Origin of the sequence: Micromonospora sp. NPDC051227 (assembly GCF_044455385.1) — a bacterium.
Lineage (GTDB): Bacteria > Actinomycetota > Actinomycetes > Mycobacteriales > Micromonosporaceae > Micromonospora.
This window is the reverse complement of the sequence record NZ_JBITET010000004.1, coordinates 673,176-697,090: the sequence shown is the minus strand read 5'-3', so window position 1 is coordinate 697,090 and position 23,915 is coordinate 673,176. Positions and strand designations below refer to the sequence as shown.

Sequence of the window (23,915 nt, the reverse complement as noted above, 5' to 3'; positions counted from 1 at the left end):
TCATCCTCCTTCGTTGTTGTGGCGGTTGCGTTCGATCGCCTCGGCGATCCGCTTGATCCGGCGGAGTCGGGCGTCCCAGGTGGAGCCGACCGCCGACAGCTGGGCGACCGCGCGGGCGAGTTGCGCCTCGTCCACCTGGTAATGACGCTCGCGACCGGCCGGCTCGGCGTGAATCAGCCCAACCCGGTCCAGGACCGCCAGGTGCTTCGAGACGGCCTGGCGGGTTACGGGTAGTCGCCTGCTCAGCGAGGTGGCAGTGCCCGGCCCGTCAGAGAGAAGAAGATCGATCATCGTACGCCGAATCGGGTCGCCGATCGCCGACCACAACTCGTCGTCGACCACAGCGTTCACGGTGTCGCGACCAGCCGGGCGACGTACGCGCCCAGGCGGGGCATGTAGTGGTCCCAGCCGTTCTCGTGGTCGCGGTACTGCTCCTCCAGGACGGCGACCTCCCAACCCAGCTCGCGGAAGCCGGTCTCGGTCATCCGGATCAGCGTCCCGGCGCCGCTGGGCAGCAGGTCGAAGGTGACGAACAGTGCCTGCCCGCTCCGGTCCGGCTCGGTGAAGCACCACCGAAAGGAGAACCGCTTCGGCGGGTCGACCTCGACGACGGCGAGCGCGACGGTCTTGGTCTCGCCGGTGTCGGCGTCGCGCCACACCAGCTCGCCGGGCGCGCCGGCGACCGACTCGAACCGCGCGTCGTCGGGCCACCACTCCCGCATGTGCTCGGGTTGGCTGACCACCTCGAAGACGACCTCGGGGGACGCGTTGACGTGGATGTCGCGTTCGATCGTTCCCTGTTCCATGCGCACAACCTTTCGCAACCTTTGGTTGCACTCAACCTACGACAGCCGGCGGCCATTGCGCAACCTTTCGTTGCATGTCGCGATCCCGTCGTACCCCTGGTGCACGATCGGCGTATGTCTGAGACATCGCCACACCGACACCACGCCATCGACTACATCGAGCTCACGGTGACCGACCTCGCCGTGGCCAAGCGCTTCTACGCCGACGCGTTCGGTTGGCAGTTCAACGACTACGGGCCGGAGTACGCCGGCATCCGCAGCCCACACGGCGACCCCGCGCCCGAGGTGGGCGGTCTCCGTCTGGACGGGGAAGTGCGGGCGGGCGGCCCACTCGTGCTGCTCTACTCCACCGACCTGGACCGGTCCGTGCAGGCCGTGAAAGAGGCCGGCGGCCAGGTGGTGAACGGGCCGTACGAGTTTCCCGGTGGCCGGCGGTTCCACTTCACCGACCCCAGTGGCAACGAGCTGGGCGCCTGGGCCGAGCAGTAGGACGCCGAGGTCGCCCGGGCGGGGCTGAACGTCCTCGCCAGCTCCGGCAGAGTGTCGCCATGGCCGGAACAGGACTGGACGTCGAGGGATGGATCGCGCGCGAGGGTGCACTGAGCCGGGTCCCGGCCGCGTTCGCCGGCGTTGTCGACGCGGCCCGCGCCCGGATAGCCGAGTCGTTCGACGGTGGTCGGCTGCACAGCGCCTACATCTACGGCAGCATCCCGCGTGGCACCGCCATCCTCGGCGTCGCCAACCCCGCGCTGCCGGCAGGCATCGGCGGCTTCGCGGGCCCTACCGGGGCTGAGCAGAGTCCGCCGCGAGAACGGGTCGCCCATCTTGCCCGCGCCACCGGAAGAGACTCCCCGCCGTTGCACGTGCCGGCCCACGACCTGGCCACCGTGGGCTTCCACAAGGCTGGCCAGCAGATTGAGCTTGCCTTCGGATTCCTTGTCCTTCGCCGAGAACAGGCCCACCAGCACCACCTCGGCACCTGCCAGCACAGCTTTCAATGCCCCGCCCCGATGTCGGTTCGCCGGCCGTCAGCCTCGCCGGGCGCGCAGCACGCCGGTCAGCATCGGCAGCGTGAACTCACCATGCGCCGTTTCGGGTCGGCTCCCGAGGAAGGCGCGGATCCGGCCGAGGGTGGCCTCTCGCTCCTCTTCCGGCATGACCAGCATCCCGGCCCGCGTCGCGAGCGTCGCGACGAGCGAGTCGGCGGTACGCCGCTGACCGTGCGGGAACTCGATTTGCTCCGCCGACCCGAACCGGGCGACCAGGCCGGTCCTCGGAACGAGCATGTCCGCCGTCGCCGTTCGCCAACTGCTCAGCGTGTCACGCGGGCCGATGGCCGCACTCCCGCTGACACGTTCGAGCCCGGCAACCCAGCCGATCCGGTCGTCCATGATGTTCCACAGACCGGCCAGGACGCCGCTGGGTGCGAGAACCCGGGCGATCTCCGCCCCGGCGACGGCCATGTCGAACCAGTGCAGGGCGTTGCCGGCGAGCACGGCATCGACGGACCCGTCCGGCAACGGGATGGCCTCGGCGCTACCCGGCAGGGCACTGACGGCCGGCAGCGCACGGCGTAGCTCGGCGAGCATCGCCGGATCGGGTTCGACCGCGACGACGTCCGCGCCCAGCGCCGCCAACGTCGAGGACAGCTTGCCGGTGCCGGCACCCAGGTCGAGCACGCGTAGGCCGGGGGCGGGCTCCAGCGCCCACCGCACCGCGGCCTGCGCGTAGTCCGGGCGGTGCTCGGCGTACGCGGTCGCCGCCGCGCCGAACGACGATCGGAGCAGCTGATCCGTCATCCGGTCAACGTACCGCCGCTCGTCGACATCGACTGCGACCATGTCCACCGTGCAGATCCTGCGGAGCTGGTGGCGTGCCCGCTACCCCCTCTACACACTCGGCCTCGCGGTCGGGCTGGTCATGATGTGGCTGCCGTTCAAGACCTTTCAGGACAACGACGCCTGGGGACGTCGGCTGCGGGTCGATGGCGTGCCAGCCCAGGCAGTCGTCGATGAACTCGTGCACAGGCGGCGGAACACGATGCACCTGCGCTACGAGTTCGCCGGCGCTCAGCGGCAGGCCGAGGTTGGTTGTTGGGAGGTCTGCCTGCCGGCCGGCAGCGCGGTGCGGATCTGGGTCAACCCCAACGATCCGGGGGATTTCATCACCGATTTCGACATACTCAGCGGGCATCGGGGCCGGCTGCAAGGGGTGGTCGGAGCGGCAGGCCTGGTTCTGTCCGGGTGGATGGCGCTAGCCGTCATCGCCCGCAGTTATCAGCGACGACGCGACCGCCGGCGGCAGGACTGGCAGCGGCAGCAACGAGACCAGCGCCAACGACAGTTCGTAAACGCCAGGGCCGGGACAAAGCGCAAGCCGAGCAGTCAGCGGAACCAGGACTAGCGCCCACCCCCGCGAAAGAGTCGGACTCAGACGTTGAAGCGGAACTTGGACGGCCACTCCCCATGACCTGCGGCAGCCTGGTCGAATCGGGGTTAGGCGCTGGCGCTCACGTCCGCTGTCGTCCAGGGTGTGCCCTGCCTCGTCCACCCTGCGGGCCGGTGTTGACCCCGGTATCGGGCACGGCGACCGCTTCGGTGTGAACTCTCAGCAAGCAGGTCGCGTCGGGCTTGATGCGAAGTCAGACGACTTTTGGCGCGCCTCTCGGCTCGGTTGGGCTGGCACCGTTGCTGTACTTCGCTGTTGTACTGCTGGCGTCACACGAGGTGCTGGATGCGGACCTTCGGGCGCTCGTTCCTGAGGTGGCCGTGCTTGTGCTGGCGGACCTGTCCGTCCCAGACCTCCTGGTCGTAGTCCGGGTCCGGTGGGATCCACTTGTGAGAGCCGTCGCTGTAGTGGAACTTCTCGTCACCCTGACGCAGGATGCTCATCGGGTCCAGGCGAGGAATCGGTAGTGCAGGTGGCCGGCGGGAACGTGGGCCAAATCCTGGGCTGCATCGACGAGTTGGGCTGCCAGATAGAGGGTGAGTGACACCGGGGCGCGGTCGTACTCGGCTCGCAGCTCTCGGCGCCGGGTCTGGCATGGCCACTCCCCGGCGCAACCGCCGCACGTCCAGGCCGGCTTGATCGGTTGGTGAGTGGTCACTGCGGGCCGTCCTGGTTGGGCCAGTGGCCGCGGTTGATCGGGATGCGGTGGCGGCTTCGGCAGGGCAGATCACCTCCGCAGCGGCAGATGCGCCGCCAGTGCTGCCAAGACCAGACGGGTCGGTGACGGCGAGCGAAAGTCAACGCCACAGCCAGCATGTATTCGTCGTACGAAACTCGCTTCACCGGCTCGCCTCGCCCGCTCGCGCCACGGTCTGCCCTTGTCGAAGGGAGCACTGCCGTCTCCTTGTGCCGGAGCAATCTGGAGGCGTGGATGCCCGAACGCGGGGGACGCGCCGAACATCCACGCCGGCGAGGACGGCCCACAGCGCCAACCGAGGGAATCGACCTCCTCGGCAACCTCCCACAGGTACCGTTGGGTAGTCAAGGGCTGACGTAGGTGGTCTACTCGTGTTGCCAACCGAGGAGAACCACGTGCCACCGCGTTACCGCTACGAGCAGATCGCCGACGACCTCGCCGAACGCATCGCGTCAGGCGAGTTCCAGCCCGGCTCCAAGCTGCCCAGCAGGCGAGAGCTGATCGAGCACTACGGGGTCACCGAGCCGGTGATCGACCGTGCCATGCAGGTACTACGGATCAAAGGGATGACCGAAACGCTCCCCGGCGTTGGCGTCTTCGTCGCCGAGTAGATCCTTCCGCAGAGCCAGCCGCCGCAGCCGCGACCTCACGCCTGCACGTTCTGGGCGCATCGTTCGGGTCAGTCCGCACGTGTCCGTGACCTCGGGCAATGGTCCGCGCTGTCCCACTGAGCCCTCCCCGTCTGGCCCGGTTGCTGTCGACAGCAACCGGGCATGCGTTTCGGCATAGAGGAGGGGCCGGTTAGCCTCCGAGCGTGCGATATCTCAGCAGGTCGTTCCTCCTTGGCGCGCTGCACCGCAAGAAGGAGGCCGAGCAGTTCCTCGGACCCGTCGTGATTGCGGGCGTCGAAGGCATCCGCTGGGTGTCCATCTGGCCCTGGCAAGAGGGCTACAACGTGTCCATCCATGACGTGCAGGACCTGGACGACGAGAACCGCCGGGACCTGTCGGTGTTCCCGTCGCTGGACCCAGAGGGCGAAGACGACCCGGGGCCCGGCCGCGTGATCGGTCACGTTGAAGACCCGGCCGAAGCGTTGGAATTAGCAGAGCGTGCGACCCGGGCGTCGCCGGATCGCTGGGTCAACCACGGGGTTGCCGGGGAGGACTACGCGGACTTCGTGCGAGCCAGGAACTCCTGACTCAGACGTTGAAGCGGAACTCCACCACGTCGCCGTCCTGCATGACGTACTCCTTGCCCTCGATGCGGACCTTGCCCGCAGCCTTGGCCGCCGCCATCGAACCGTGCTCGACCAGGTCGTGGTAGGAGACCACCTCGGCCTTGATGAAGCCGCGCTGGAAGTCGCTGTGGATGACACCCGCGGCCTCCGGCGCGGTGGCGCCGACCGGGACGGTCCAGGCGCGCGCTTCCTTGGGGCCGGCCGTGAGGTACGTCTGGAGGCCGAGGGTGCGGAAACCGACGCGGACGAGCTGGTTGAGGCCGGGCTCGTTCTGCCCGATCGACTCCAGCAGCTCGCGGGCCTCCTCCTCGGGCAGGTCCACCAGCTCAGACTCGATCTTGGCGTCCATGAAGATGGCCTCGGCGGGGGCGACCAGGGCGCGCAACTCGTCGAGGAACGTCTCGTTGGCCAGCTCGGCCTCGTCGACGTTGAAGACGTACAGGAAGGGCTTGGTGGTGAGCAGGTGCAGCTCGCGCAGGTGCTCCAGCTCGATCTTGGCGGCGGCGGCCCCGGAGTAGAGGGTGGTGCCACCGTCGAGCACCTCGATCGCGGCCTTCGCGGCGGCGACGGCGGCGGCCCGGTCCTTGCGGAGCTTGGCCTCCTTCTCCAACCGGGGCAGCGCCTTGTCCAGGGTCTGCAGGTCGGCGAGGATCAGCTCGGTGTTGATCGTCTCGATGTCGTCGGCCGGGGAGATCTTGCCGTCGACGTGCACCACGTTCGGGTCGGAGAAGGCCCGGACGACCTGGCAGATCGCCGAGGCGTCCCGGATGTTGGCCAGGAAGGCGTTACCCCGGCCCTGCCCCTTCGACGCGCCGCGGACCAGGCCGGCGATGTCGACGAACGACACCGGTGCCGGCAGCACCTTCTGCGAGGAGAAGATCTCGGCCAGCTTGCCCAACCGCTCGTCGGGCAGCCCGACCACGCCGACGTTGGGCTCGATGGTGGCGAACGGGTAGTTCGCCGCCAGCACGTCGTTCTTGGTCAACGCGTTGAAAAGCGTGCTCTTGCCGACGTTGGGCAGGCCGACGATGCCGATGGTGAGACTCACGACGGGCCAGCTTACGCCGGTCCCGGCCGGGCCGGTCCAGGCGGCTCCGATTCGGCACCGGGCAGGTGGTCGGTCGTCGCTCCCGCCGGGCCCGATAGACGTTGCTAATCTCCCGGTTCGAGGTTCCGCTGCTGGAGGTGAGATGACCCCGACGTTGCCCGAGCTGTACATCGCCGTCGATGTGGAGGCGGACGGGCCGATCCCCGGGCCGTACAGCATGATCTCGCTGGGCATGGCCGTGGCCGGCCGCCCGGACCTCACCTTCTACACCGAACTGCGTCCCATCTCGGACGAGTTCGTCCCGGCGGCGCTGGCCGTCTCCGGCCTGGACCGGGACCGGCTGCTGCGGGAGGCGCCCACCGCGCAGGAGGCGATGTCCGCCGCGGCGGCCTGGGTCAACGGGCTGCGCCGGGTCGGCCGTCCGGTCTTCCTCGCCGCCCCGGCTGTCTGGGACGGCATGTTCGTGCACTGGTACTTCGTCCGCTTCGTCGGGCACAGCCCGTTCGGTGCCACCGGCTCCGGTGTTGATCTCCGCAGCTACTGGATGGGGTTGACCGGCAGCGAGTGGGTCCAGACCCGCAAGGGCACCATCAAGCACGAGCTGGGCCTGCACGACCTGCCGCACACCCACCACGCCGGGGAGGACGCCGCCGAGCTGGCCCAGGTCTTCGACGCGGTGCTCCGCCGCCGGCAGCGGGACGACGAGGCGTGACGCTCAGCCGAGCCGGCGGGGGGCGATGACCGCCTCCCGGACGCTGCCGTCCGCACCACGGCTGACCTCGTACGCCGAGACGCCCTCGCGGTCCGCGATCGCCTCGACCAGCTGGGTGCCCCGGTAGACCAGGCCGACGCCGTCGTCTGTGCAGTGGCTGGTGGGGAGCCTGCCGTCGCCGACCAGCTCGTGCATCAACGGGCGGCGCTGGCCCTCGCTGTCGTAGTGCACCCCGTTGCCGTACGGCAGCCAGGCCAGGCCGTCGGTGAAGCCGCGCAGCCGGGGGCCGAAGCTGTCGGTGGCACCGCCGACATGCCAGCAGATCGAGCCGGCGGAGACGCCGGCCAGCACCACGCCGGCCTGCCAGCACTCGTGCAGGATCTCGTCGAGCCCGTGCACCCGCCACACGGCGACCAGGTTGGCGACGCTGCCCCCGCCGACCCAGATCACGTCCTGGGCGAGCAGGTGGGCGCGGGCGTCCTCGACGTTCGGCATCGGGAACAGGGCGAGGTGTGACAGCCGGAACCGGGTGTCGGCGAACGCGCCGTAGACGGCGGTCAGCGAGGTGGGCTGGTCGCCGACGGCCTGCCCGAGGTAGCACAGCCGCGGCTGCGGACCCGCCTCGGCCAGCTCGGCCGCCAGCTCGAAGACCGGGCTGGGGCGCAGGTCGTAGGGCCCGCGGTCGCCCCGGAAGAAGCCCATGCTGGTGGCGATGATGGTCGGTTCGCTGGCGGGCATCGAAGCGTCCTTCCGTCGGGGCGGTGCGGCGTCCATCCTGCCGTAGCCGGTCTCGGGTCTGCTCGGTGCGGGGCCCGACCGCCACCCACGGGTGGCGGTCGGGCCCCGACAGCCTCACGATCAACCAGCCTGGTCGGGTCGCCGTTGGCGGGGCACCTCGGCCTCGGGCCAGCGGCCCAGGGCCCGACGGTCGGCTGGCGTCAGTTGCCCGGCGGCGGCGCGGGGCAGGGTGAACCGGTCGGCGGCTGCCGGGCCGGCCGAGACCGACTCGCGCAGCATCCAACGCACCTCGTCGGCCGTCCAGCCCAGCCCCGGCCGCGCGGCGATCTCGCGGATCAACCGCCGGCCGACCCTCGTGTCGTCGTCGTAGAAGCGCATGCACCAGTGGTGCGTCCACATCCCGAGCGCCCGCAGGCCCGCGTCGTCCAGGGAGCCGGCCAACCGGCCGCAGGCCGTGTCGGGGAAGCTCTGCTCGGGGTCGCCGGCCCGGTCCCGTTCGATGGCGCCCACGGCGGCCGGCGCGACGGCCCGCATCCGGCGGTAGAAGGACTGCGCCACCGCGCGGGGCAGCGGCGGGAACGCACCCGGTGTCGACGCCGCCGCCCAACCCGCCACGCTCGTCATCCGCCGCACCCCTTCTTCAGTTGGTGGCCGGACGCTACCCGGCACGACCGACACTTTCGGGCCGAAAACCCCACCGATCGTGGATAGCGACGATGACCTGGGACGTCTGTATCTGTGACAACGAAACGGGGGTGGTGGGTGGACGAGGACGAACGCGCACGGCTGGCCGAGTTCGTCGGCAGCCGGACTCCGGCGCTGATGCGGGTCGCGTACCTGCTGACCGGGGACCGCAACGCCGCCGAGGACCTGTTCCAGTCGGCGTTGGCGCGGACCATCCCGAAATGGGGAACCATTCGGCACGCCGATCCCGAGGGCTACCTGCGCGTGGTGATGTACCGCGAGCAGATCAGCTGGTGGCGGCGACTACGCCGGTGGCGGGAGACACCGCTCAACCCGGCGGACGAACCGGTCGCCGGCGACCCGAGCGGCGGCTCCGACGTGCGGTTGGCGATGCGGGCCGCCCTGCGCCACCTGCCACCGACGCAGCGGGCGGTGGTGGTCCTCCGCTACTACGAGGACCTGCCCGAAGCCCGGGTGGCCGAGTTGCTGGGCTGCTCGGTGGGCACCGTGCGCAGTCGTACCCATCGAGCGGTGAAGCGACTGCGCGACCTGCTGCCGGACGTCGACATGCTGGAGGTACGGCGATGACCGAACCCTTCGAGCACCTCATCCGCTCCACCCTCACCGACCTGGCCGAGGAGGCACCGATCGTGCATGACCAGTTGAGCCGAGCGGAACGGCGGGTGCGCAACAGACGTCGCGCCACGGTGACGGTGGGGGCGGTGAGCGCCCTGGCGGCGATCCTGATCGCCACCCCGATCGCCCTGGCCGCGACCGGCTCGGACGGGCCTCCCCCGGCCGTGCCCAGCCCGGCCGGTCCGGCGGCCGTGCCCAGCCCACCCGTACCCACCCCGTCCGCGCCCACCGCGGTGCCGACGGTCGAGCCGAGCCCCGGGGGCGCGCCCGGGGACCCGTCGATCACGCCGGGCCCGCCCGGCGTGCCGGGCCGGCCGACTGTCACGCCGAGCCCGTCGACTCCGCCGGGCCCGCCCGGTGTGCCGGGCCGGCCGACTGTCTCACCAACCCCGACGACTCCGCCGGGCCCGCCCGGTGTACCGGGCCGGCCGACTGTCACGCCGAGCCCGTCACGGTGAGCATCACCGGTCAGGTCGGTGGTTCCTCCGCCCCGACCTGACCGGTCAACCCAGGAGATTCCGGTCACCTTCGCGCGGCGCTCCCCGTACCGGCGAGCGTCGCGCGCCGCGGCGACCAGCGGGCACCGGTCCATCGAATTTGTCGAGGCCGGCATGCCCGCTCATCCTTGGGCCATGACCGATCCCGGACACCCGAGGCGCCAGCTGCGGGGGCGACGATGAGCACGGCCATGGCCCGGGTGCCCGACTCCCTCCGGGGGCAGATCGTCACCCCCGGCGACCGCCGGTACGCGCACCTGCGCTCGACGTACACCAGGTCGGCGTCTCCGGCCGCCGTCCTGCTGCCGAAGACCACCGCGCAGGTGGTCGACGCGTTGCGCTACGCGCGGGAGCAGCGGCTGCCCATCGCGGTCCGCAGCGGCGGCCACGGCCTCTCCGGAGCCTCGTCCAACAACGGTGGGGTGGTCATCGACCTGTCCATGCTCAACCGGGTGCAGGTGATCGACGAGCGGGCCGGGCTGGTCCGGGTCGAGGCCGGCGCGCGCTGGGCGAACGTGGCGAAGGCGCTGGCCCCGTACGGCCTGGTGATCAGCTCGGGTGACTACGGCGGCGTCGGCGTCGGCGGCCTGGCCACCGGCGGTGGTGTCGGCTGGCTGGTCCGCGCCCACGGCCTCACCATCGACCGGGTCCGCGCCGTCGAGGTGGTGCTGGCGGACGGGACGCTGGTACGCGCCGACGCCGAACACGAGCCGGAGCTGTTCTGGCTGGTCCGCGGGGCCGGGGCCGGGGCGGGGATCGTGGTGGCCTTCGAGATCGAGGCGGCCGAGCAGCGCAACGTCGGTGTCGCGCAGCTGGTCGTCGAGGCGCATCCGGACGGTCGCACCGTCCGGGAGTGGACGAGCTACCTCGCGCAGGCGCCACGGGAGCTGTCCGCGGCCGCCGTGGTGTTCGCGGAGGGTCGGTCGGTGCTCATGTCCATCACCGCCGTGGTGGCTGCCGAGAGCCTGCGCCGGGCCCGACCGGCTGTGGAACCGCTGCTCGCCATCGGCAAGGTGCTCGAACACCGGACCGACCTGCTGCCCTACCCGACGCTGGTACCGACCGCGCACCTCAACCCCAACGTCGGGCAGCAGCGTGGCACGACCACCAACGGTCTGTTCGCCGCGCTGGACGAGGCCGGGGCGCGGGCCGTGACGCGAGCGGTGACCGGACCGGGGCGGGCGGTGATCCAGCTCCGCTCGTTGGGTGGGGCGGTCAACGACGTCGCTTCCGACGCGACCGCGTACCCGCATCGTCACCAGGACACGCTGATCGTGGCCTCGGTGTTTCCGCCGCAGGCCGACGCCGCGTTGAACGCCGCCTGGCGGGCCGCCGGGGCACGCGCCGACGGCGCGTACGTCAACTTCGAGAGCCGGCCGGACCCGGCCGCGTTCGCCCGGATCTACCCGGGCGAGACCGGGGCCCGGGTCCGGCGACTGTGGAAGCGGTACGACCCGGACGGCGTGTTCCGATCGGCCCTGCTGACCGGCCAGGCCAAACGCGCCGGTCAGGGCAACCGGTCCAACGGTGCCGGCCAGGCCGACCGAACCAGTCAGGGCTCCCGGGCCGGCCGGGCCGGTCAGCCGCACCGACGCCGCCGCTGACCGAAAGCTCGACGCGCACACCCAGGTCCGATTCCCGCCAGCCGATGACCGGTCGGGCGAGGCATCATCGGTGACATGGAGATGGACTTCGAGCGGTGTTACCGGGCCGTGGACAGCCGTGACCAGCGGTTCGACGGCTGGTTCTACACCGGTGTGACGTCCACCGGCATCTACTGTCGGCCGTCCTGCCCGGCGATAACACCGAAGCGGCAGAACGTCCGGTTCTTCCCGTCCGCCGCCGCCGCGCAGGGTGCCGGCCTGCGCGCCTGCCGCCGCTGCCGGCCGGACGCCGCGCCCGGCTCCCCGCTCTGGGACGTCCGGGCGGACGTGGTCGGTCGGGCGATGCGGCTGATCGCCGACGGCGTTGTCGACCGGGACGGTGTGCCGGGGCTGGCCTCCCGGCTGGGCTACACCGAGCGGCACCTGCACCGGATGCTGAGCGCCGAGATGGGCGCCGGGCCGCTCGCGCTGGCCCGGGCCCAGCGCGCCCAGACCGCCCGGATCCTGATAGAGACGACCGACCTGGCGATGGCCGAGATCGCGTTCGCCGCCGGCTTCGGCAGCGTGCGGCAGTTCAACGACACGCTTCGCGAGGTGTACGCGAGCGCCCCGTCGGACCTGCGCACGGCCCGTGGCCGCCAGCAGGCGCCGGCCGGGGCGGGGACCATCGCGCTCCGGCTGGCGTACCGCCCGCCGCTGCACGCCCGGGCCCTCCTGGACTTCCTCGCGGTGCGGGCGTTGCCCGGTGTGGAGGCGGTCCGCGACGGGGCGTACCACCGGGGTCTGCGGTTGCCGCACGGCACCGGCCAGGTGGCGCTGACCCCGGCGGACGGGCACGTGACGGCGACGTTGCGGCTCGCTGACCTGCGCGACCTGGCACCGGCGGTGGCCCGCTGCCGCCGGTTGCTCGACCTGGACGCGGACCCGGCGGCCATCGACGTCACGCTGGCCGCCGACCCGGCGCTGGCCCCGGCGGTCACCGCCGAACCCGGCATCCGCGTCCCCCGCGCCGTCGACGGTTTCGAACTTGCCGTCCGCGCCATCATCGGCCAACAGGTATCGGTGACCTCCGCGAGAACAACCCTCACCCGCCTCCTCTCCCACCGAGTTGATCATGAGGTTGACGCGGCCGATGGAGATCAAACCCCAGGTCAACCTCATGATCAACGGGATGAGTCGGGGGGTGAGCTGCGGGGGTTCTTGAGCGCGGAGGAGCTTTTGGCGCTGCCGGACTCGGGGTTTGGGATGCCTGTGGGGCGGCGGGAGGCTCTGCGGGGGTTGGCTCGGGCCGTGCTGGACGGGTCTGTCGACCTCGCCGCTGGGGTGGATCGGGGGGAGGCCGTTCGGCGGCTGCTCGCGCTCCCGGGCATCGGCCCGTGGACCGCCAACTACCTGGCCATGCGCGCCTTCGGCGACCCGGACGTGTTCCTCAGCTCCGACCTCGCGGTCCGGCGCGGCGCCGCCGCACTCGGCCTGCCCGACACCCCACCAACCCTCGACAGGTACGCCGAGCGTTGGCGTCCCTGGCGGTCCTACGCCACGATCAGACTCTGGAGAGCGGCATGAACATCGACAGCACCGTACTGAGCACACCGGCCGGACCACTGAGCATCCTCGCCGGCCCCGACGGTGACGTACGGGCCGCCGGCTTCACCCCGGACCCGGCGGCGCTGCTGCCCCTGGTCCACCCGGCCCTGCGGGGACCGCTACGCGAGCGGGCCGACCTCGGGCCGGTCAACGCGGCCGTCCGCTCCTACCTGGACGGTGACCTCGCCGCCATCGACACCGTGCCGGTGCGTCAACACACCGGTGGAGAGTTCATGGCGCATGCCTGGCAGGTGCTGCGCGAAGTGCCGCCGGGCACCCCGGTCACCTACACCGGGTACGCCGCGCTGGCCGGTCGGCCACCGGCGGTGCGGGCCGCCGCGGCCGCCTGCGCCCGGAACGCGGCAGCCCTCTTCGTGCCCTGCCACCGGGTTCTTCGCACCGACGGCACGCTCGGTGGCTACCGCTGGGGGCTGGACGTGAAGAAGTGGCTTCTCGGTCATGAGCGGCGCTTGACAACAAGCTGACAGCGGCATCGACACTCATTGACGCTACCGTCTGGTAGTGCCTGTGGAGAGCGACGGCGACCCGGCCGCCCGGGCCGCCGCGGGCACCCACCCCGTGCACAACCTCTGGCGGCTTCGCCCCTACCTGCGCCCGTACGCCGCCGAATTCGCCTGGCTGCTCGTCGCGGGGCTGGCCGGCACCGCGGCCGGGATCGCCGTACCGCTGGTCGTGCAGCGGGTCGTGGACGGGCCGGTGGCCCGACACGAACCGGCCGGGCTGCTCCAGCTCGGCGGCCTGGCGCTGCTGCTCGGCGTCGTCGAGGCGGTGCTCATCTTCATCCGTCGGTGGGTGCAGTCGTCCTCGGCGGTGGGCATGGAGGCGGCGCTGCGCGCCGACGTCTACGCCCACCTGCAACGGCTGCCAACGAGCTTCCACGACCGCTGGCAGTCCGGCCAGTTGCTCTCCCGGATCACCAGCGACCTGTCGGTGATCCGCCGGTTCCTCTCGTTCGGCGTGTTCTTCCTGGTGCTCAACGTGACCACGTACGTGGTCGTGGTGGTGCTGCTGATCAACCTTCACCCGGCGCTCGGGGTGCTGGTCGCGGCCAGCGCGGTGCCGCTGCTGCTGATCAGTCGCCGGTTCGGCCGGCACTACCACGCCGCGTCCCGTCGGATGCAGGACCAGCAGGGCGACGTGGCGACGCTGGTCGAGGAGACCGCGCAGGGCCTGCGCACCATGAAGGCGTACGGGCGGGGGCCGGAACTGGCCGCCCGCTTCGCCGGTGCGGCCCGGCGGCTGCACGACACGGGCGTCGGCAAGGGACGGTTGCTGGCCAACACCTCGGCGCTGCTCGACCTGGTCCCCAACGTGACCCTGGGCGTGGTGCTGGCGGCGGGGGCGGTCGCCGCCGCGCAGGGCGCGCTCACCATCGGCGAGCTGGTCGCGTTCGTCAGCCTCCAACTGATGCTCATCTGGCCGGTGCAGTCGCTGGGTTGGATCATCGCCAACGGTCAGGAGGCGGCCACCGCCGCCGATCGGATCCAGGAGGTGCTGGACACTCCACCCCAGATCGTGGACTCCCCCGGCGCTGTCGCGCTGCCGCGCGGCGCGGTGCACGGTCGGCTGCGCTTCGAGCAGGTCGCGTTCAGCTACCCGGGTGCCAGCACGGCGGTGCTGCACGAGATCGACCTGAGCATCGAGCCGGGCGAGACGCTGGCCCTGGTCGGCGCCACCGGCTCCGGCAAGAGCACGCTGCTCTCCCTGGTGCCCCGACTGCACGAGGTGACCGCCGGCCGGATCACCCTGGACGGGCACGACCTGCGCGAGCTGCGGCTCGCCTCGCTGCGCCGACTCGTCGGGGTGGCGTTCGAGGAGCCCACGCTCTTCTCCATGTCGGTACGGGAGAACCTCACCCTGGGCCGCCCGGACGCCGGTGACGACGAGGTCCGCGCGGCGCTCGCGCTGGCCCAGGCCGACTTCGCCTACGACCTGCCCTGGGGATTGGCCACCCGGGTGGGCGAGCAGGGGTTGTCCCTCTCCGGCGGGCAGCGGCAACGGCTCGCGTTGGCGCGGGCCGTGCTCGGCCGACCGGCGGTGCTGGTGCTGGACGACCCGCTCTCCGCCCTCGACGTGCACACCGAGGCCCTGGTCGAAGCGGCGCTGCGGCGGGTTCTGCGCGACAGCACCGCACTGCTCGTGGTGCACCGGCCGTCGACGATCGCGCTGGCCGACCGGGTCGCCCTGCTGGAGGACGGGCGGATCACGGCGACCGGCCGGCACTCCGACCTGCTGGCCACCGTCCCGGCGTACCGGGCGCTGCTCGCCGCCGAGCCGCCTGCCGGGCATCCACCGCCGGCTGGGGCCAGCGGCCCGAGCTCGTCCCCTTCGGACGGGTGGGGGTTGGTGCGTTCGTGAGCGTGCCGGAACAGGCCGACCCACCTCCCGAGGAGGAACCCGAGCTCACCCGCTGGCGGGGCACCGCCACCGACCCGGAGGCCGACCGCAGTCGAGCCGAGGACACCAGCCCCGAGGCGGTGGCCCGGCTGCGCCGGCTCAGCCGCACCCTGCTGGGCGGCCTGCTCCGGCCGCATCGGAGGCGTCTCGCCGCGGCGGTCGCGCTGCTGCTGGCCCAGAACGGCGCCGCGATGGCCGGCCCGTACCTGGTCATGATCGGCATCGACCGGGCCATCCCGCCGTTGCGCTCCGGCGACGCCGGCCCGCTGATCACCGTCGCCGGGGCGTTCGCGGTGGCCTCGGTGACCGAGTACGCGGCCCGCCGCGGCTTCCTCACCCTCTCCGCCCGGATCGGCCAGGCCGTCCTGCTCGACCTGCGGCAGCGGGTGTTCGGGCACTTCCTGCGACTGTCGGTGGGCTTCCACGAGCGGTACACGTCCGGCCGGATGGTCTCCCGGCTCACCAGTGACCTGGACTCGATCGCCGAGCTGGTAGACGGTGGGATCGACAGCCTGGTGCTGGCCGGCCTCTCGATCCTGTCGGTGGCCGCCATCCTGCTCTGGCTGGACCTGCCGCTGGCGGCCGTGACGCTGTCCGCCTTCCCGTTCCTGTTCGGGCTCTCCCGCTGGTTCGCCCGGTCGTCGGCCAGCGCGTACCGGCGGACCCGGGACGCGGTCGCGCTGGTCATCGTGCACTTCGTCGAGTCGATGCGGGGCATCCGGGCGGTGCAGGCGTTCCGCCGGGAGCCCCGCAACCAACGGATCTTCGTGGCGCTCGGCGACGACTACCGACGGACCAGCCTGCACGCGTTCCGGCTGATCGCCACGTACTCGCCCGCGATCAAGCTGATCGGAAACGTCACGGTGGCGGTGGTGCTCTGCTACGGCGGTTGGCGGGTGCTCGGCGGGCAGACCGAGGTCGGCGTGCTCGCCGCGTTCCTGCTCTACCTGCGCCGCTTCTTCGAGCCGATGCAGGAGCTGAGCCAGTTCTACAACTCGTTGCAGTCGGCCACCGCCGCGCTGGAGAAGCTGGCCGGGGTGCTCGACGAACGACCGGCCGTCGCCGAACCGGCCCGGCCCACACCGCTGCCGACCGGTCCCGGCCGTGGTGAGTTGATTTTCCGCTCGGTCGGCTTCGGCTACCGGGCCGACACCCCGATTCTCTGCCGGCTGGAGTTGACAGTGCCGGCCGGGCAGACAGTGGCACTGATCGGCCCCACCGGGGCGGGCAAGTCGACGATCGCCAAGCTGGTCGCCCGGTTCCACGACCCCGACACCGGCACGGTCCGGCTGGACGGGGTCGACCTGCGCGACGTACGCGACGCCGACCTGCGCCGCGCCGTGGTGCTGGTGACGCAGGAGAACCACCTGTTCAGCGGGACCGTCGCGGAGAACATCCGGTTCGGTCGCCCGGGGGCCGACGACGCCGCCGTCCAGGCCGCCGCGCGGGCGATCGGCGCGCACGACTTCATCGCCGCACTACCCGAGGGGTACGCCACTCAGGTGCACCGGCGCGGCGGCCGGCTCTCCGCCGGGCAGCGGCAACTGGTCGCGTTCGCCCGCGCGTTCCTGGCCGACCCGACAGTGCTCATCCTGGACGAGGCGACGTCGTCGCTGGACGTGCCGACGGAACGTCTGGTGCAGCGGGCACTCGGCACCATCCTGCGCGACCGGACCGCACTGGTGATCGCCCATCGACTCTCCACGGTGGAGACCGCTGACCGGGTGCTCGTCCTCGACAGCGGAAGGGTCGTCGAGGACGGCCCACCCGCCGTGCTTGCCGAGGCCGACGGCAGGTACGCCGCCCTGCACCGCCAGTGGCGTGACTCGCTGATCTAGCCGGGCCGGCCCGTCGCGGCCACAACCGCCGGCCGGTGTGTTCGGCCGCAACTACGTCGCCCCGCACCCGGTAGGTGCCTACGATCGCATGATGACCGATACGGCGAGGACGGCCCGCGCCGGCGTTCCCGAGCGTCCCACCCTGGACGGGCTCGAGGAGAGCTGGGCACGCCGCTGGCAGGAGGAAGGCACGTACGCGTTCGACCGCTCGAAGCAGCGGAGCGACGTGTTCTCGATCGACACCCCGCCGCCGACCGTATCGGGCGAGTTGCACATGGGGCACGTCTTCTCGTACACGCACACCGACACCACCGCGCGGTACCAGCGGATGCGCGGCAAGGCCGTCTTCTACCCGATGGGCTGGGACGACAACGGGCTGCCCACCGAGCGTCGGGCGCAGAACGTGTACGGGGTGCGCTGCGATCCGGCACTGCCGTACGACCCGGTGTTGCGGCCACCGGCGGCTCCGGTCGACGAGGCGGCCCGCCGCGACCCCACCCCGATCTCCCGGCGCAACTTCATCGAGCTGTGCGAGCGGTTGACGGTCACCGACGAGCAGGCCTTCGAGGCGCTGTGGCGGCGGCTCGGGCTCTCGGTGGACTGGTCCCTGACGTACACGACGATCGGCCGGATCGCCCGGACCACCAGCCAACGGGCGTTCGTCCGCAACCTGCGCCGCGGCGAGGCGTACCAGTCGGAGGCGCCGACCCTCTGGGACGTCGGCTTCGCCACGGCGGTCGCCCAGGCGGAGTTGGAGGACCGGGAGCGCCCCGGCGCCTACCACCGGCTGCGGTTCGCCGCGGCCCACGGGCGTGAGGTGCTCATCGACACCACCCGGCCCGAACTGTTGCCGGCCTGCGTGGCGCTGGTCTGTCACCCCGACGACGAGCGGTACGCCGACCTGGTGGGCGGCACGGTGCGCAGCCCGCTGTTCGACGTCGAGGTGCCGGTGTACGCCCATCCCCTCGCCGAGCCCGGCAAGGGCACCGGTGTCGCGATGGTCTGCACATTCGGTGACCTGACCGACGTGACCTGGTGGCGTGAGCTGGGGCTGGACACCCGGGTGGTGATCGGCCGGGACGGTCGGCTGCTCCCCGAGCCGCCGGACGGGGTGCCGGCACAGCCGTACGCGGCACTGGCCGGGCAGACCGTCAACGGTGCCCGGCGGGAGATCGTCGGGATGCTCGCCGACGCCGGTGACCTGATCGGCGAGCCGCGCCCGATCACCCACCCGGTCAAGTTCTACGAACGCGGCGACCGGCCACTGGAGATCGTCTCGACTCGACAGTGGTATCTGCGCAACGGCGGCCGGGACGAGGCGCTGCGAGCCACGCTGCTGGCCCGGGGCGAGCAGTTGCACTGGGTGCCGGCGCACATGAAACACCGCTACGACAACTGGGTGGGCGGCCTGAACGGGGACTGGCTGGTCAGCCGCCAACGCTTCTTCGGGGTGCCGGTGCCGGTGTGGTACCGGCTCGACGACAGTGGCGAGCCGGACTGGTCCCACCCTCTCACGCCGGACGAGTCCGCGCTGCCGGTCGATCCATCCAGCGATCCGGCGCCCGGTTACGACGAGTCGCAACGCGGCCGACCGGGCGGCTTCATCGGCGACCCGGACGTGCTGGACACCTGGGCCACGTCCTCGGTGACCCCGCAGATCGTCGGTGGCTGGGAGACCGACCCGGACCTGTTCGCCCGGATCTTCCCGATGGACCTCCGCCCACAGGGGCAGGAGATCATCCGGACCTGGCTCTTCGACAGCGTGGTCCGCTCGCACTTCGAGCACGGGGTGCTGCCCTGGCGGGACACGGTGCTCTCGGGCTGGATCCTCGACCCCGACCACAAGAAGATGGCCAAGTCCAAGGGGAACGTGGTCACCCCGCTGGCCCTGCTGGAGCAGCACGGCTCGGACGCGGTGCGCTACTGGGCGGCCAGCGGCAAGCCCGGCATGGACCTGGCCTTCGACCCGGCGCAGATCAAGGTCGGCCGAAGACTGGCCACCAAACTGCTCAACGCGTCCAGGTTCGCGCTCGGGCTGGGAGCCGCGGACGCGCTGCGCGCCCCGTACGACAACTCCAGCTCGGCGCGTCTGACGCCGCGCCGCGACCTGGAGCTGTCGGCGACCACTCCACTCGACCGGGCCATGCTCGCCGAGCTGGCCACCGTGGTCACCGCCGCGAGCGCCGCCTTCGACTCGTACGACCACACAGCGGCGTTGCAGGTGACCGAGGCGTTCTTCTGGCGGTTCTGCGACGACTACATCGAGCTGGTCAAGGAGCGCGCCTACGGCACCGGCGCGGGCGCCGACTCCGCGCGGGCGGCGTTGGCCTCGGCGCTCTCGGTGCAGCTGCGGTTGTTCGCCCCGGTGCTGCCGTACGTGACCGAGGAGGTCTGGTCGTGGTGGCGGTACGGCTCGGTGCACCAGGCCCCGTGGCCCACCACCTACGAGGTGGCCCGGACGATCGAGGGCTCGGGTGAGCCGGCGCTGCTGCGGCTCGCCGGTGAGGCGTTGAGCCAGGTGCGACGGGCCAAGTCGGAGCGGAAGCTGTCGATGAAGGCGGAGGTGCCGTTGGCCGAGGCGCTTGGCCCGGCGGCGCTGCTGGAGCAGCTCACGCTGGTCGCCGACGACCTACGGGCGGCGGGCCGGATCGGCAAACTCGACCTGCTCCCGGACCGTACCCCGGAGCTGGTCATCGCCTGCGCCTTCTGACCCGGCGGCCCGCCGCCGTCCGCTCGGGCGGCGGCGGGCCGGCGGGTCACCAACCGCGCAGGAAGCGCAGCCCGAGCAGGAACCCGATCACGGCGGGCCCCACCAGCAGGGTGATCGCCTGGAGGCGGTACGGCATCCGGTGCCGGGTCAACTCCCCCGCGTTGCCCAACACGATGGCCCCGGCCAGCATCAGGAACGCGCCCCACCAACCGGTCTCCAGGTGGATCAGCTCCACCCGGATCAGTTGCAGGGTCAGGCCGAGCAGCGCCCCGGTCAGCGCGAGCAGGGCCACCGCCCGGTGCAGGCCGCGGGCCAGCGGGTGTGCCGCCCGCCAGCTGTAGGTGCCGGCGACCGCCAGGCAGGGCAGCACCACCATCAGCGGCCAACCCCGCCCCATAACGCCGAACATCAGCAGCGCGCCCACCGCGAAGACCATCGTGCCGACGCAGGCGAGCATGTACCCGGCGAACGCCCGGCCACCGCGGCGGACCAGCAACGGCCCGCCGCTGGCCGCGATCAACGCGGCCGGGATCAGGATGAACACCGCCCACCAGTGGAACTGGCCGCTGCCCTGAGCCGCCGTGGCGACAGTGGCGCAGGCCAGCCCGGCGACGGCCAGGCTGGTCAGCCACGGCCGGCTGCTCCGGGAGTATGGCTCAGCCAACGACGTTCGCTCCGCTTCGACGCTCACGCCCTTCAGCCTGGCCCGAGGTGGCCCGACCGGTCCATCCGGCCAGCCCTACCGCCGCGCGGGGGCTGGCCGGACCGGCGGCTCGCACCGCTGTCAGCTCGTCTCGCCCGCCACGCTGAACGAGCGCAGGCGGTCGATGGCGAGCACTGTGAAGCCGATGCTGACCAGCGCGGTCATCACCGACGCCACCGGCACCGACACGCTGGTCTCCAGCAGCCCGGTGGGGGCGATCCGGTCGGCGAGGGCGATCACGTACTGCTGGATGGAGAGCACCTTGGTGCCGCTGACGAAGTTGCCCAGCAGCCCCTCCCAGATCAGCACGTAGACCAGCCCGAGCAGCACCGGCCGCCTGGTGACCAGGCTGAGCGCGAGGAACAACGCCGAGTACGCCAGCGCGCCGAGCGCCGCCGCGACCGCCAGCGCCAGTCCCAGGCGTACCGAATTGGCGAGCACGCCCGCGACGTAGAGCGGCACCGCCACGGTGACCGCTGTGATCCCGGCGGCCACCGCGAGCTTCGGCAGCACGATCTGCCAGCGCGGCAGCGGCTTGGTCAGGATGTGCACCACAGTGCCGTCGTCGATCTCGGCGCCCAGCACGCCCGTGCCGATGATCAGTGCAACCACCGGCAGCACCACGGCCAGCCCGAGGCCGACCAGCACCGGCGGCCCCCACTGGCCCGGGTCCACCCCCAGCGACCGGCAGAGCACGGCCAGCCCGAGCAGCACCAACGGCAGCGGTAGCAGCAGCAGGAACCGACGTCGGCCGAACAACCCGCGCGCGGTGATCCAGGTAACTGTCGACATGTCAGGCCTCCACCAGATAGGAGAAGACACTCTCCAGGGACTCGTCGGACGGCACCAGCTGGCGCACCCGGATGCCTTTGTTCAGCGCGATCCGGGGCAGCGCCCGGGTGAACGCGCCGTAGTCACCGGCCCGCACGGTCAAGCCCGTCGGGTCCAGCTCGACCCCACTCACCGACGCCTCGGCGATCAGCGCGACGGCCAGCGCGCGGTCATCGGTGGAGCGCACCGCGAAGACGTGCGGGCGGTTGGTCATCAACCGGCGGATGGTCCGGAAGTCGCCGGAGGCGGCCAACCGGCCGGCCACCATCACCTGCACCGTCCCGGAGACCTGTTCGACCTCCTCCAGGATGTGCGAGCTGAACAGGATCGTCCGGCCGGCGTCACCCAGGGTGTGCAGCAGCTGCATCATGTGCAGCCGCTGGCGCGGGTCCATGCCGTTGAACGGCTCGTCGAGCAGCAGCACCTGCGGGTCGTGCACCAGCGCGGCGGCCACCCGGGCACGCTGGCGCATGCCCTTGGAGTACGTGCCGATCCGGCGGTCCTGCGCCGACTCCAGCTCAACCAGATCAATCGCCCGTCGGGCCGCAGCCGCCGGATGGGGCAGCCGGTGCAGCTTCGCGCTGGCCAGCACGAACTCGTACGCGGTGAGGAAACCCTGCACCGCCTCCCGCTCGCTGACCAGTCCCAGCCGCCGGTAGACGTCGGGATTGCGCCAGGTCGGCTCGTCGTCGAGGGTGACGGTGCCGCGCGACGGGGCGAGGAACCCGGCCATCATGTGCAACAGCGTGGTCTTGCCGGCGCCGTTCGGGCCGAGCAGCCCGGTCACGCCTGGGCCGAGGGCCATGCTGATGTCGTTGACTGCGACCACGTTGCCGTACCACCGGGACACCCCGGTCAGGCTCAGCGTGCTCATCAGGAGGCGACCTTCCGGTAGCGGGCCAGCAGGAGGACTGTCGCGCCGGCGACCAGCAGCACCGCGGCCAGGGCGTAGACCGGGCCGAACCCGCCGATCATCATCTCGCCCGGATCGCCCTCGACCAGCAGGTCACCCAGCGACCAGATGCCCACCCCCTGCACAAGCGTGGAGGGTGAGGCGAGCCCGGCCAGCTCGTTGGCGGCGCGCGACGGCAGGATGCTCAGCACGCCCACGATCGGAGTGGTCATCAGGAAGACCGCGACCACGCCGCCGGCGGCGAAGGCGCGCTTGCCGGTCAGCGACGCGACCAGCAGGCCGACCGAGGCGAAGACCACCGCCCACAGCCCCGCGTAGAGCAGCCCGGGCAGCAGGTCGAGCAGCTCGTTCCACACCCCGCGCATGCCCTGCTTGGTGGTGAACGCGGCACCCAGGAACATCAGTAGCTGCGGCCCGCCGAGCAGCAGCCAGAGCGCGGTGACCAGCGCCAGCAGCTTGGCCAACGCGTAGTCGGTGCGCGGCAGCGGCCGGGAGAAGTACAGCGGCAGCACACCGCTGCGCAGATCCCGGGAGACCAGTTCCGGGGCGACGACCGCGACGAAGAAGATGACCAGCCAGCTCATCGCGTCGGCGAACTGGGCGTACGTGGCGACCGGCTCGCCGATCTGGCTGCGTATCGCGGCCAGGGCCACCGCGACCAGGGCCACGATGCCGACCACCAGCCACGGGAAGATCTTGGCTTTGGCACTGCGCCCGAAACCGAACGCGGTACGCAGACCGTGCAGGTAGAGCGCGCCGAAGACCTGTCGGCGGCCGAGCCTCGGACCCTCGTAGCGTTGGTAGCCGATGTCGTGGATGACGCCGGTCGGCGTGGGGCGCACGGCGGCGGTGGACGGCTCAGGCATGAGTGAGCTCCCTCGTGGCGAAGAGTTCGGCCACCCGGTGCCGGCGCTGGTCCAGTCGGTGCAGTGGCAGGTCCAGTTCGGCGACCGCACCGAGGATCAGGTCGTAGGTGCCGTCGTCGGCGAGCGGCACGAGGAGCAGTCGTCCGTCCCGGGCGACAGGCAGTTTCAGCTCGACGAGTCGGTCGGCGAGTTCCTCGGTGCCCTCGCTGACCTCCACGGCGAGCACGTCGGTGGCCGTGGTCATCGCGGAGATGTTGTCAGCGCGCAGCAACCGACCGCCGTCGATGGCGATCAGCGTGTCGCAGATCCGCTCCACCTCGCCGAGCAGGTGCGAACAGACCAGCACGGAGATGCCGAACTCGGTGCCGATCCGGTGCACCAGGGCCAGCATGGCGTCGCGGCCGGCCGGGTCCAGGCCGTTTGTCGGTTCGTCCAGCAACAGCAGGTCGGGGTCGTGCACCAGCGCCTGGGCCAGCTTGACGCGCTGCTTCATGCCGGTCGAGTAGCCACCGACCGGGCGATAGCGCTCCTCGTAGAGCCCCACGTGCCGCAGTGCCTCCGAGGCCCGCTCGCGAGCCGCGGTGCGGGGAAGGCCGCTCATTCGACCAAGGTGGGTGACCAGTTCGGCGGCGGACAGGTCGGGCGGGAGGCAGTCGTGTTCCGGCATGTAGCCGACCCGGTTGCGGACAGCCGCCGGGTCTGCGGTCGGGTCGATGCCGAGCACCGAGACCTGACCGCTGGATGGTGCGATCAGGCCGAGCAGGATCTTGATCAAGGTGGATTTTCCGGCGCCGTTCGCGCCCACCAGGCCGATGATCCCGGGCTCGACGGCGACGGTGAGGTCGGCCAGCGCGGTGACCCGACCTCCGTACGTCTTGGTGAGCGACTGGGTCGCGATCAGTGTCACGCGCCCAGCGTAGGGAGTCGATGCCCAGCAGGGAC

The 23,915-nt window shown here is 71.4% G+C and carries 26 protein-coding genes; 13 read left to right on the top strand and 13 right to left on the bottom strand.

Going from position 1 to position 23,915, the window contains the following annotated elements; genetic code table 11:
• Both ACIA47_RS14785 and ACIA47_RS14780 read right to left on the bottom strand, forming a co-directional pair.
• A complete protein-coding gene (locus ACIA47_RS14785) occupies positions 1-351 on the bottom strand; it encodes an ArsR/SmtB family transcription factor (protein WP_396708163.1) in 351 nt (116 codons plus the stop codon).
• Positions 348-806, bottom strand: a complete 459-nt coding sequence (locus tag ACIA47_RS14780) for an SRPBCC domain-containing protein (protein ID WP_203123916.1) — start codon at positions 804-806, stop codon at positions 348-350. The genes ACIA47_RS14785 and ACIA47_RS14780 overlap by 4 nt, the downstream gene beginning before the upstream one ends.
• Before the next feature lie 114 nt (positions 807-920).
• Here ACIA47_RS14780 and ACIA47_RS14775 point away from each other — a divergent pair, with 114 nt between their 5' ends.
• Positions 921-1,295, top strand: a complete 375-nt coding sequence (locus ACIA47_RS14775; RefSeq protein ID WP_396708161.1) for a VOC family protein — start codon at positions 921-923, stop codon at positions 1,293-1,295.
• A gap of 539 nt (positions 1,296-1,834) precedes the next feature.
• Here the strand turns inward: ACIA47_RS14775 and ACIA47_RS14770 are convergent.
• Positions 1,835-2,605, bottom strand: coding sequence for a class I SAM-dependent methyltransferase (locus ACIA47_RS14770; RefSeq protein ID WP_396708159.1), 771 nt, complete (start codon positions 2,603-2,605; stop codon positions 1,835-1,837).
• Positions 2,606-2,645: 40 nt separating this feature from the next.
• Between ACIA47_RS14770 and ACIA47_RS14765 the strand changes: the two genes are divergently transcribed.
• Complete coding sequence (locus ACIA47_RS14765; RefSeq protein WP_396708157.1) at positions 2,646-3,209, top strand: DUF3592 domain-containing protein; 564 nt, start codon at positions 2,646-2,648, stop codon at positions 3,207-3,209.
• Positions 3,210-3,523: 314 nt separating this feature from the next.
• Here ACIA47_RS14765 and ACIA47_RS14760 read toward each other — a convergent pair whose 3' ends face one another.
• Together ACIA47_RS14760 and ACIA47_RS14755 are read right to left on the bottom strand one after the other, a co-directional pair.
• Complete coding sequence (locus ACIA47_RS14760; protein WP_396708155.1) at positions 3,524-3,697, bottom strand: hypothetical protein; 174 nt, start codon at positions 3,695-3,697, stop codon at positions 3,524-3,526.
• The gene (locus ACIA47_RS14755) at positions 3,694-3,912 is read right to left on the bottom strand and encodes a flavin reductase (protein WP_396708153.1); all 219 of its coding nucleotides are present in this window, start codon (positions 3,910-3,912) and stop codon (positions 3,694-3,696) included. The genes ACIA47_RS14760 and ACIA47_RS14755 overlap by 4 nt, the downstream gene beginning before the upstream one ends.
• Positions 3,913-4,346: 434 nt before the next feature.
• On the opposite strand from ACIA47_RS14755, the gene ACIA47_RS14750 reads away from it, so the two are divergent.
• Both ACIA47_RS14750 and ACIA47_RS14745 read left to right on the top strand, forming a co-directional pair.
• Positions 4,347-4,562 (top strand): GntR family transcriptional regulator, encoded by a 216-nt coding sequence (locus tag ACIA47_RS14750; RefSeq protein ID WP_233578732.1) that lies wholly within the window; start codon positions 4,347-4,349, stop codon positions 4,560-4,562.
• A gap of 203 nt (positions 4,563-4,765) precedes the next feature.
• Positions 4,766-5,149, top strand: coding sequence for a hypothetical protein (locus ACIA47_RS14745; RefSeq protein WP_396708151.1), 384 nt, complete (start codon positions 4,766-4,768; stop codon positions 5,147-5,149).
• A gap of 1 nt (position 5,150) precedes the next feature.
• Here ACIA47_RS14745 and ychF read toward each other — a convergent pair whose 3' ends face one another.
• The gene (gene ychF, locus ACIA47_RS14740) at positions 5,151-6,236 is read right to left on the bottom strand and encodes a redox-regulated ATPase YchF (RefSeq protein ID WP_091406282.1); all 1,086 of its coding nucleotides are present in this window, start codon (positions 6,234-6,236) and stop codon (positions 5,151-5,153) included.
• Positions 6,237-6,378: 142 nt separating this feature from the next.
• Between ychF and ACIA47_RS14735 the strand changes: the two genes are divergently transcribed.
• Positions 6,379-6,948: an exonuclease gene (locus ACIA47_RS14735; protein ID WP_396708148.1), complete on the top strand. Its 570-nt coding sequence runs from the start codon at positions 6,379-6,381 to the stop codon at positions 6,946-6,948.
• Between the two features lie 3 nt (positions 6,949-6,951).
• Here the strand turns inward: ACIA47_RS14735 and ACIA47_RS14730 are convergent, their stop codons facing one another.
• On the bottom strand, positions 6,952-7,686 hold the full coding sequence (locus ACIA47_RS14730; protein ID WP_396708146.1) for a Type 1 glutamine amidotransferase-like domain-containing protein: 735 nt from the start codon (positions 7,684-7,686) through the stop codon (positions 6,952-6,954).
• A 120-nt stretch (positions 7,687-7,806) separates the two neighbouring features.
• Positions 7,807-8,310, bottom strand: coding sequence for a hypothetical protein (locus tag ACIA47_RS14725; RefSeq protein ID WP_396708144.1), 504 nt, complete (start codon positions 8,308-8,310; stop codon positions 7,807-7,809).
• A gap of 138 nt (positions 8,311-8,448) precedes the next feature.
• On the opposite strand from ACIA47_RS14725, the gene ACIA47_RS14720 reads away from it, so the two are divergent.
• The 8 genes from ACIA47_RS14720 to valS all read left to right on the top strand — a co-directional run bounded on the left by ACIA47_RS14720 (position 8,449) and on the right by valS (position 19,660).
• Positions 8,449-8,958 (top strand): SigE family RNA polymerase sigma factor, encoded by a 510-nt coding sequence (locus ACIA47_RS14720; RefSeq protein WP_203123886.1) that lies wholly within the window; start codon positions 8,449-8,451, stop codon positions 8,956-8,958.
• Positions 8,955-9,464: a hypothetical protein gene (locus tag ACIA47_RS14715; RefSeq protein WP_396708142.1), complete on the top strand. Its 510-nt coding sequence runs from the start codon at positions 8,955-8,957 to the stop codon at positions 9,462-9,464. The genes ACIA47_RS14720 and ACIA47_RS14715 overlap by 4 nt, the downstream gene beginning before the upstream one ends.
• 218 nt (positions 9,465-9,682) lie before the next feature.
• Positions 9,683-11,107, top strand: a complete 1,425-nt coding sequence (locus ACIA47_RS14710; RefSeq protein WP_396708140.1) for an FAD-binding oxidoreductase — start codon at positions 9,683-9,685, stop codon at positions 11,105-11,107.
• 75 nt (positions 11,108-11,182) lie between these two features.
• Positions 11,183-12,673, top strand: a complete 1,491-nt coding sequence (locus ACIA47_RS14705) for a DNA-3-methyladenine glycosylase 2 family protein (RefSeq protein WP_396708138.1) — start codon at positions 11,183-11,185, stop codon at positions 12,671-12,673.
• On the top strand, positions 12,670-13,179 hold the full coding sequence (locus ACIA47_RS14700; protein WP_203122187.1) for a methylated-DNA--[protein]-cysteine S-methyltransferase: 510 nt from the start codon (positions 12,670-12,672) through the stop codon (positions 13,177-13,179). The genes ACIA47_RS14705 and ACIA47_RS14700 overlap by 4 nt, the downstream gene beginning before the upstream one ends.
• A gap of 37 nt (positions 13,180-13,216) precedes the next feature.
• Positions 13,217-15,073, top strand: a complete 1,857-nt coding sequence (locus tag ACIA47_RS14695; protein WP_396708135.1) for an ABC transporter ATP-binding protein — start codon at positions 13,217-13,219, stop codon at positions 15,071-15,073.
• Positions 15,070-16,950, top strand: a complete 1,881-nt coding sequence (locus ACIA47_RS14690; protein WP_396708133.1) for an ABC transporter ATP-binding protein — start codon at positions 15,070-15,072, stop codon at positions 16,948-16,950. Before ACIA47_RS14695 ends, ACIA47_RS14690 begins: the two co-directional genes overlap by 4 nt.
• A 91-nt stretch (positions 16,951-17,041) precedes the next feature.
• Positions 17,042-19,660 carry a valine--tRNA ligase gene (gene valS, locus ACIA47_RS14685; RefSeq protein ID WP_396708131.1) on the top strand — a complete coding sequence of 873 codons (2,619 nt, stop codon included), beginning with the start codon at positions 17,042-17,044 and terminating at the stop codon, positions 19,658-19,660.
• 46 nt (positions 19,661-19,706) lie between these two features.
• On the opposite strand, the gene ACIA47_RS14680 is transcribed toward valS, so the two are convergent.
• The 5 genes from ACIA47_RS14680 to ACIA47_RS14660 all read right to left on the bottom strand — a co-directional run bounded on the left by ACIA47_RS14680 (position 19,707) and on the right by ACIA47_RS14660 (position 23,880).
• Positions 19,707-20,351: a hypothetical protein gene (locus ACIA47_RS14680; RefSeq protein ID WP_396708129.1), complete on the bottom strand. Its 645-nt coding sequence runs from the start codon at positions 20,349-20,351 to the stop codon at positions 19,707-19,709.
• 93 nt (positions 20,352-20,444) lie between these two features.
• The gene (locus tag ACIA47_RS14675) at positions 20,445-21,155 is read right to left on the bottom strand and encodes an ABC transporter permease subunit (RefSeq protein WP_396708127.1); all 711 of its coding nucleotides are present in this window, start codon (positions 21,153-21,155) and stop codon (positions 20,445-20,447) included.
• A 1-nt stretch (position 21,156) separates the two neighbouring features.
• Positions 21,157-22,068, bottom strand: coding sequence for an ABC transporter ATP-binding protein (locus tag ACIA47_RS14670; RefSeq protein ID WP_203122181.1), 912 nt, complete (start codon positions 22,066-22,068; stop codon positions 21,157-21,159).
• Positions 22,068-22,973 carry an ABC transporter permease gene (locus tag ACIA47_RS14665; RefSeq protein ID WP_203122180.1) on the bottom strand — a complete coding sequence of 302 codons (906 nt, stop codon included), beginning with the start codon at positions 22,971-22,973 and terminating at the stop codon, positions 22,068-22,070. Before ACIA47_RS14665 ends, ACIA47_RS14670 begins: the two co-directional genes overlap by 1 nt.
• Positions 22,966-23,880 carry an ABC transporter ATP-binding protein gene (locus tag ACIA47_RS14660; RefSeq protein ID WP_396708125.1) on the bottom strand — a complete coding sequence of 305 codons (915 nt, stop codon included), beginning with the start codon at positions 23,878-23,880 and terminating at the stop codon, positions 22,966-22,968. Before ACIA47_RS14660 ends, ACIA47_RS14665 begins: the two co-directional genes overlap by 8 nt.
• Positions 23,881-23,915 lie beyond the last annotated feature (35 nt).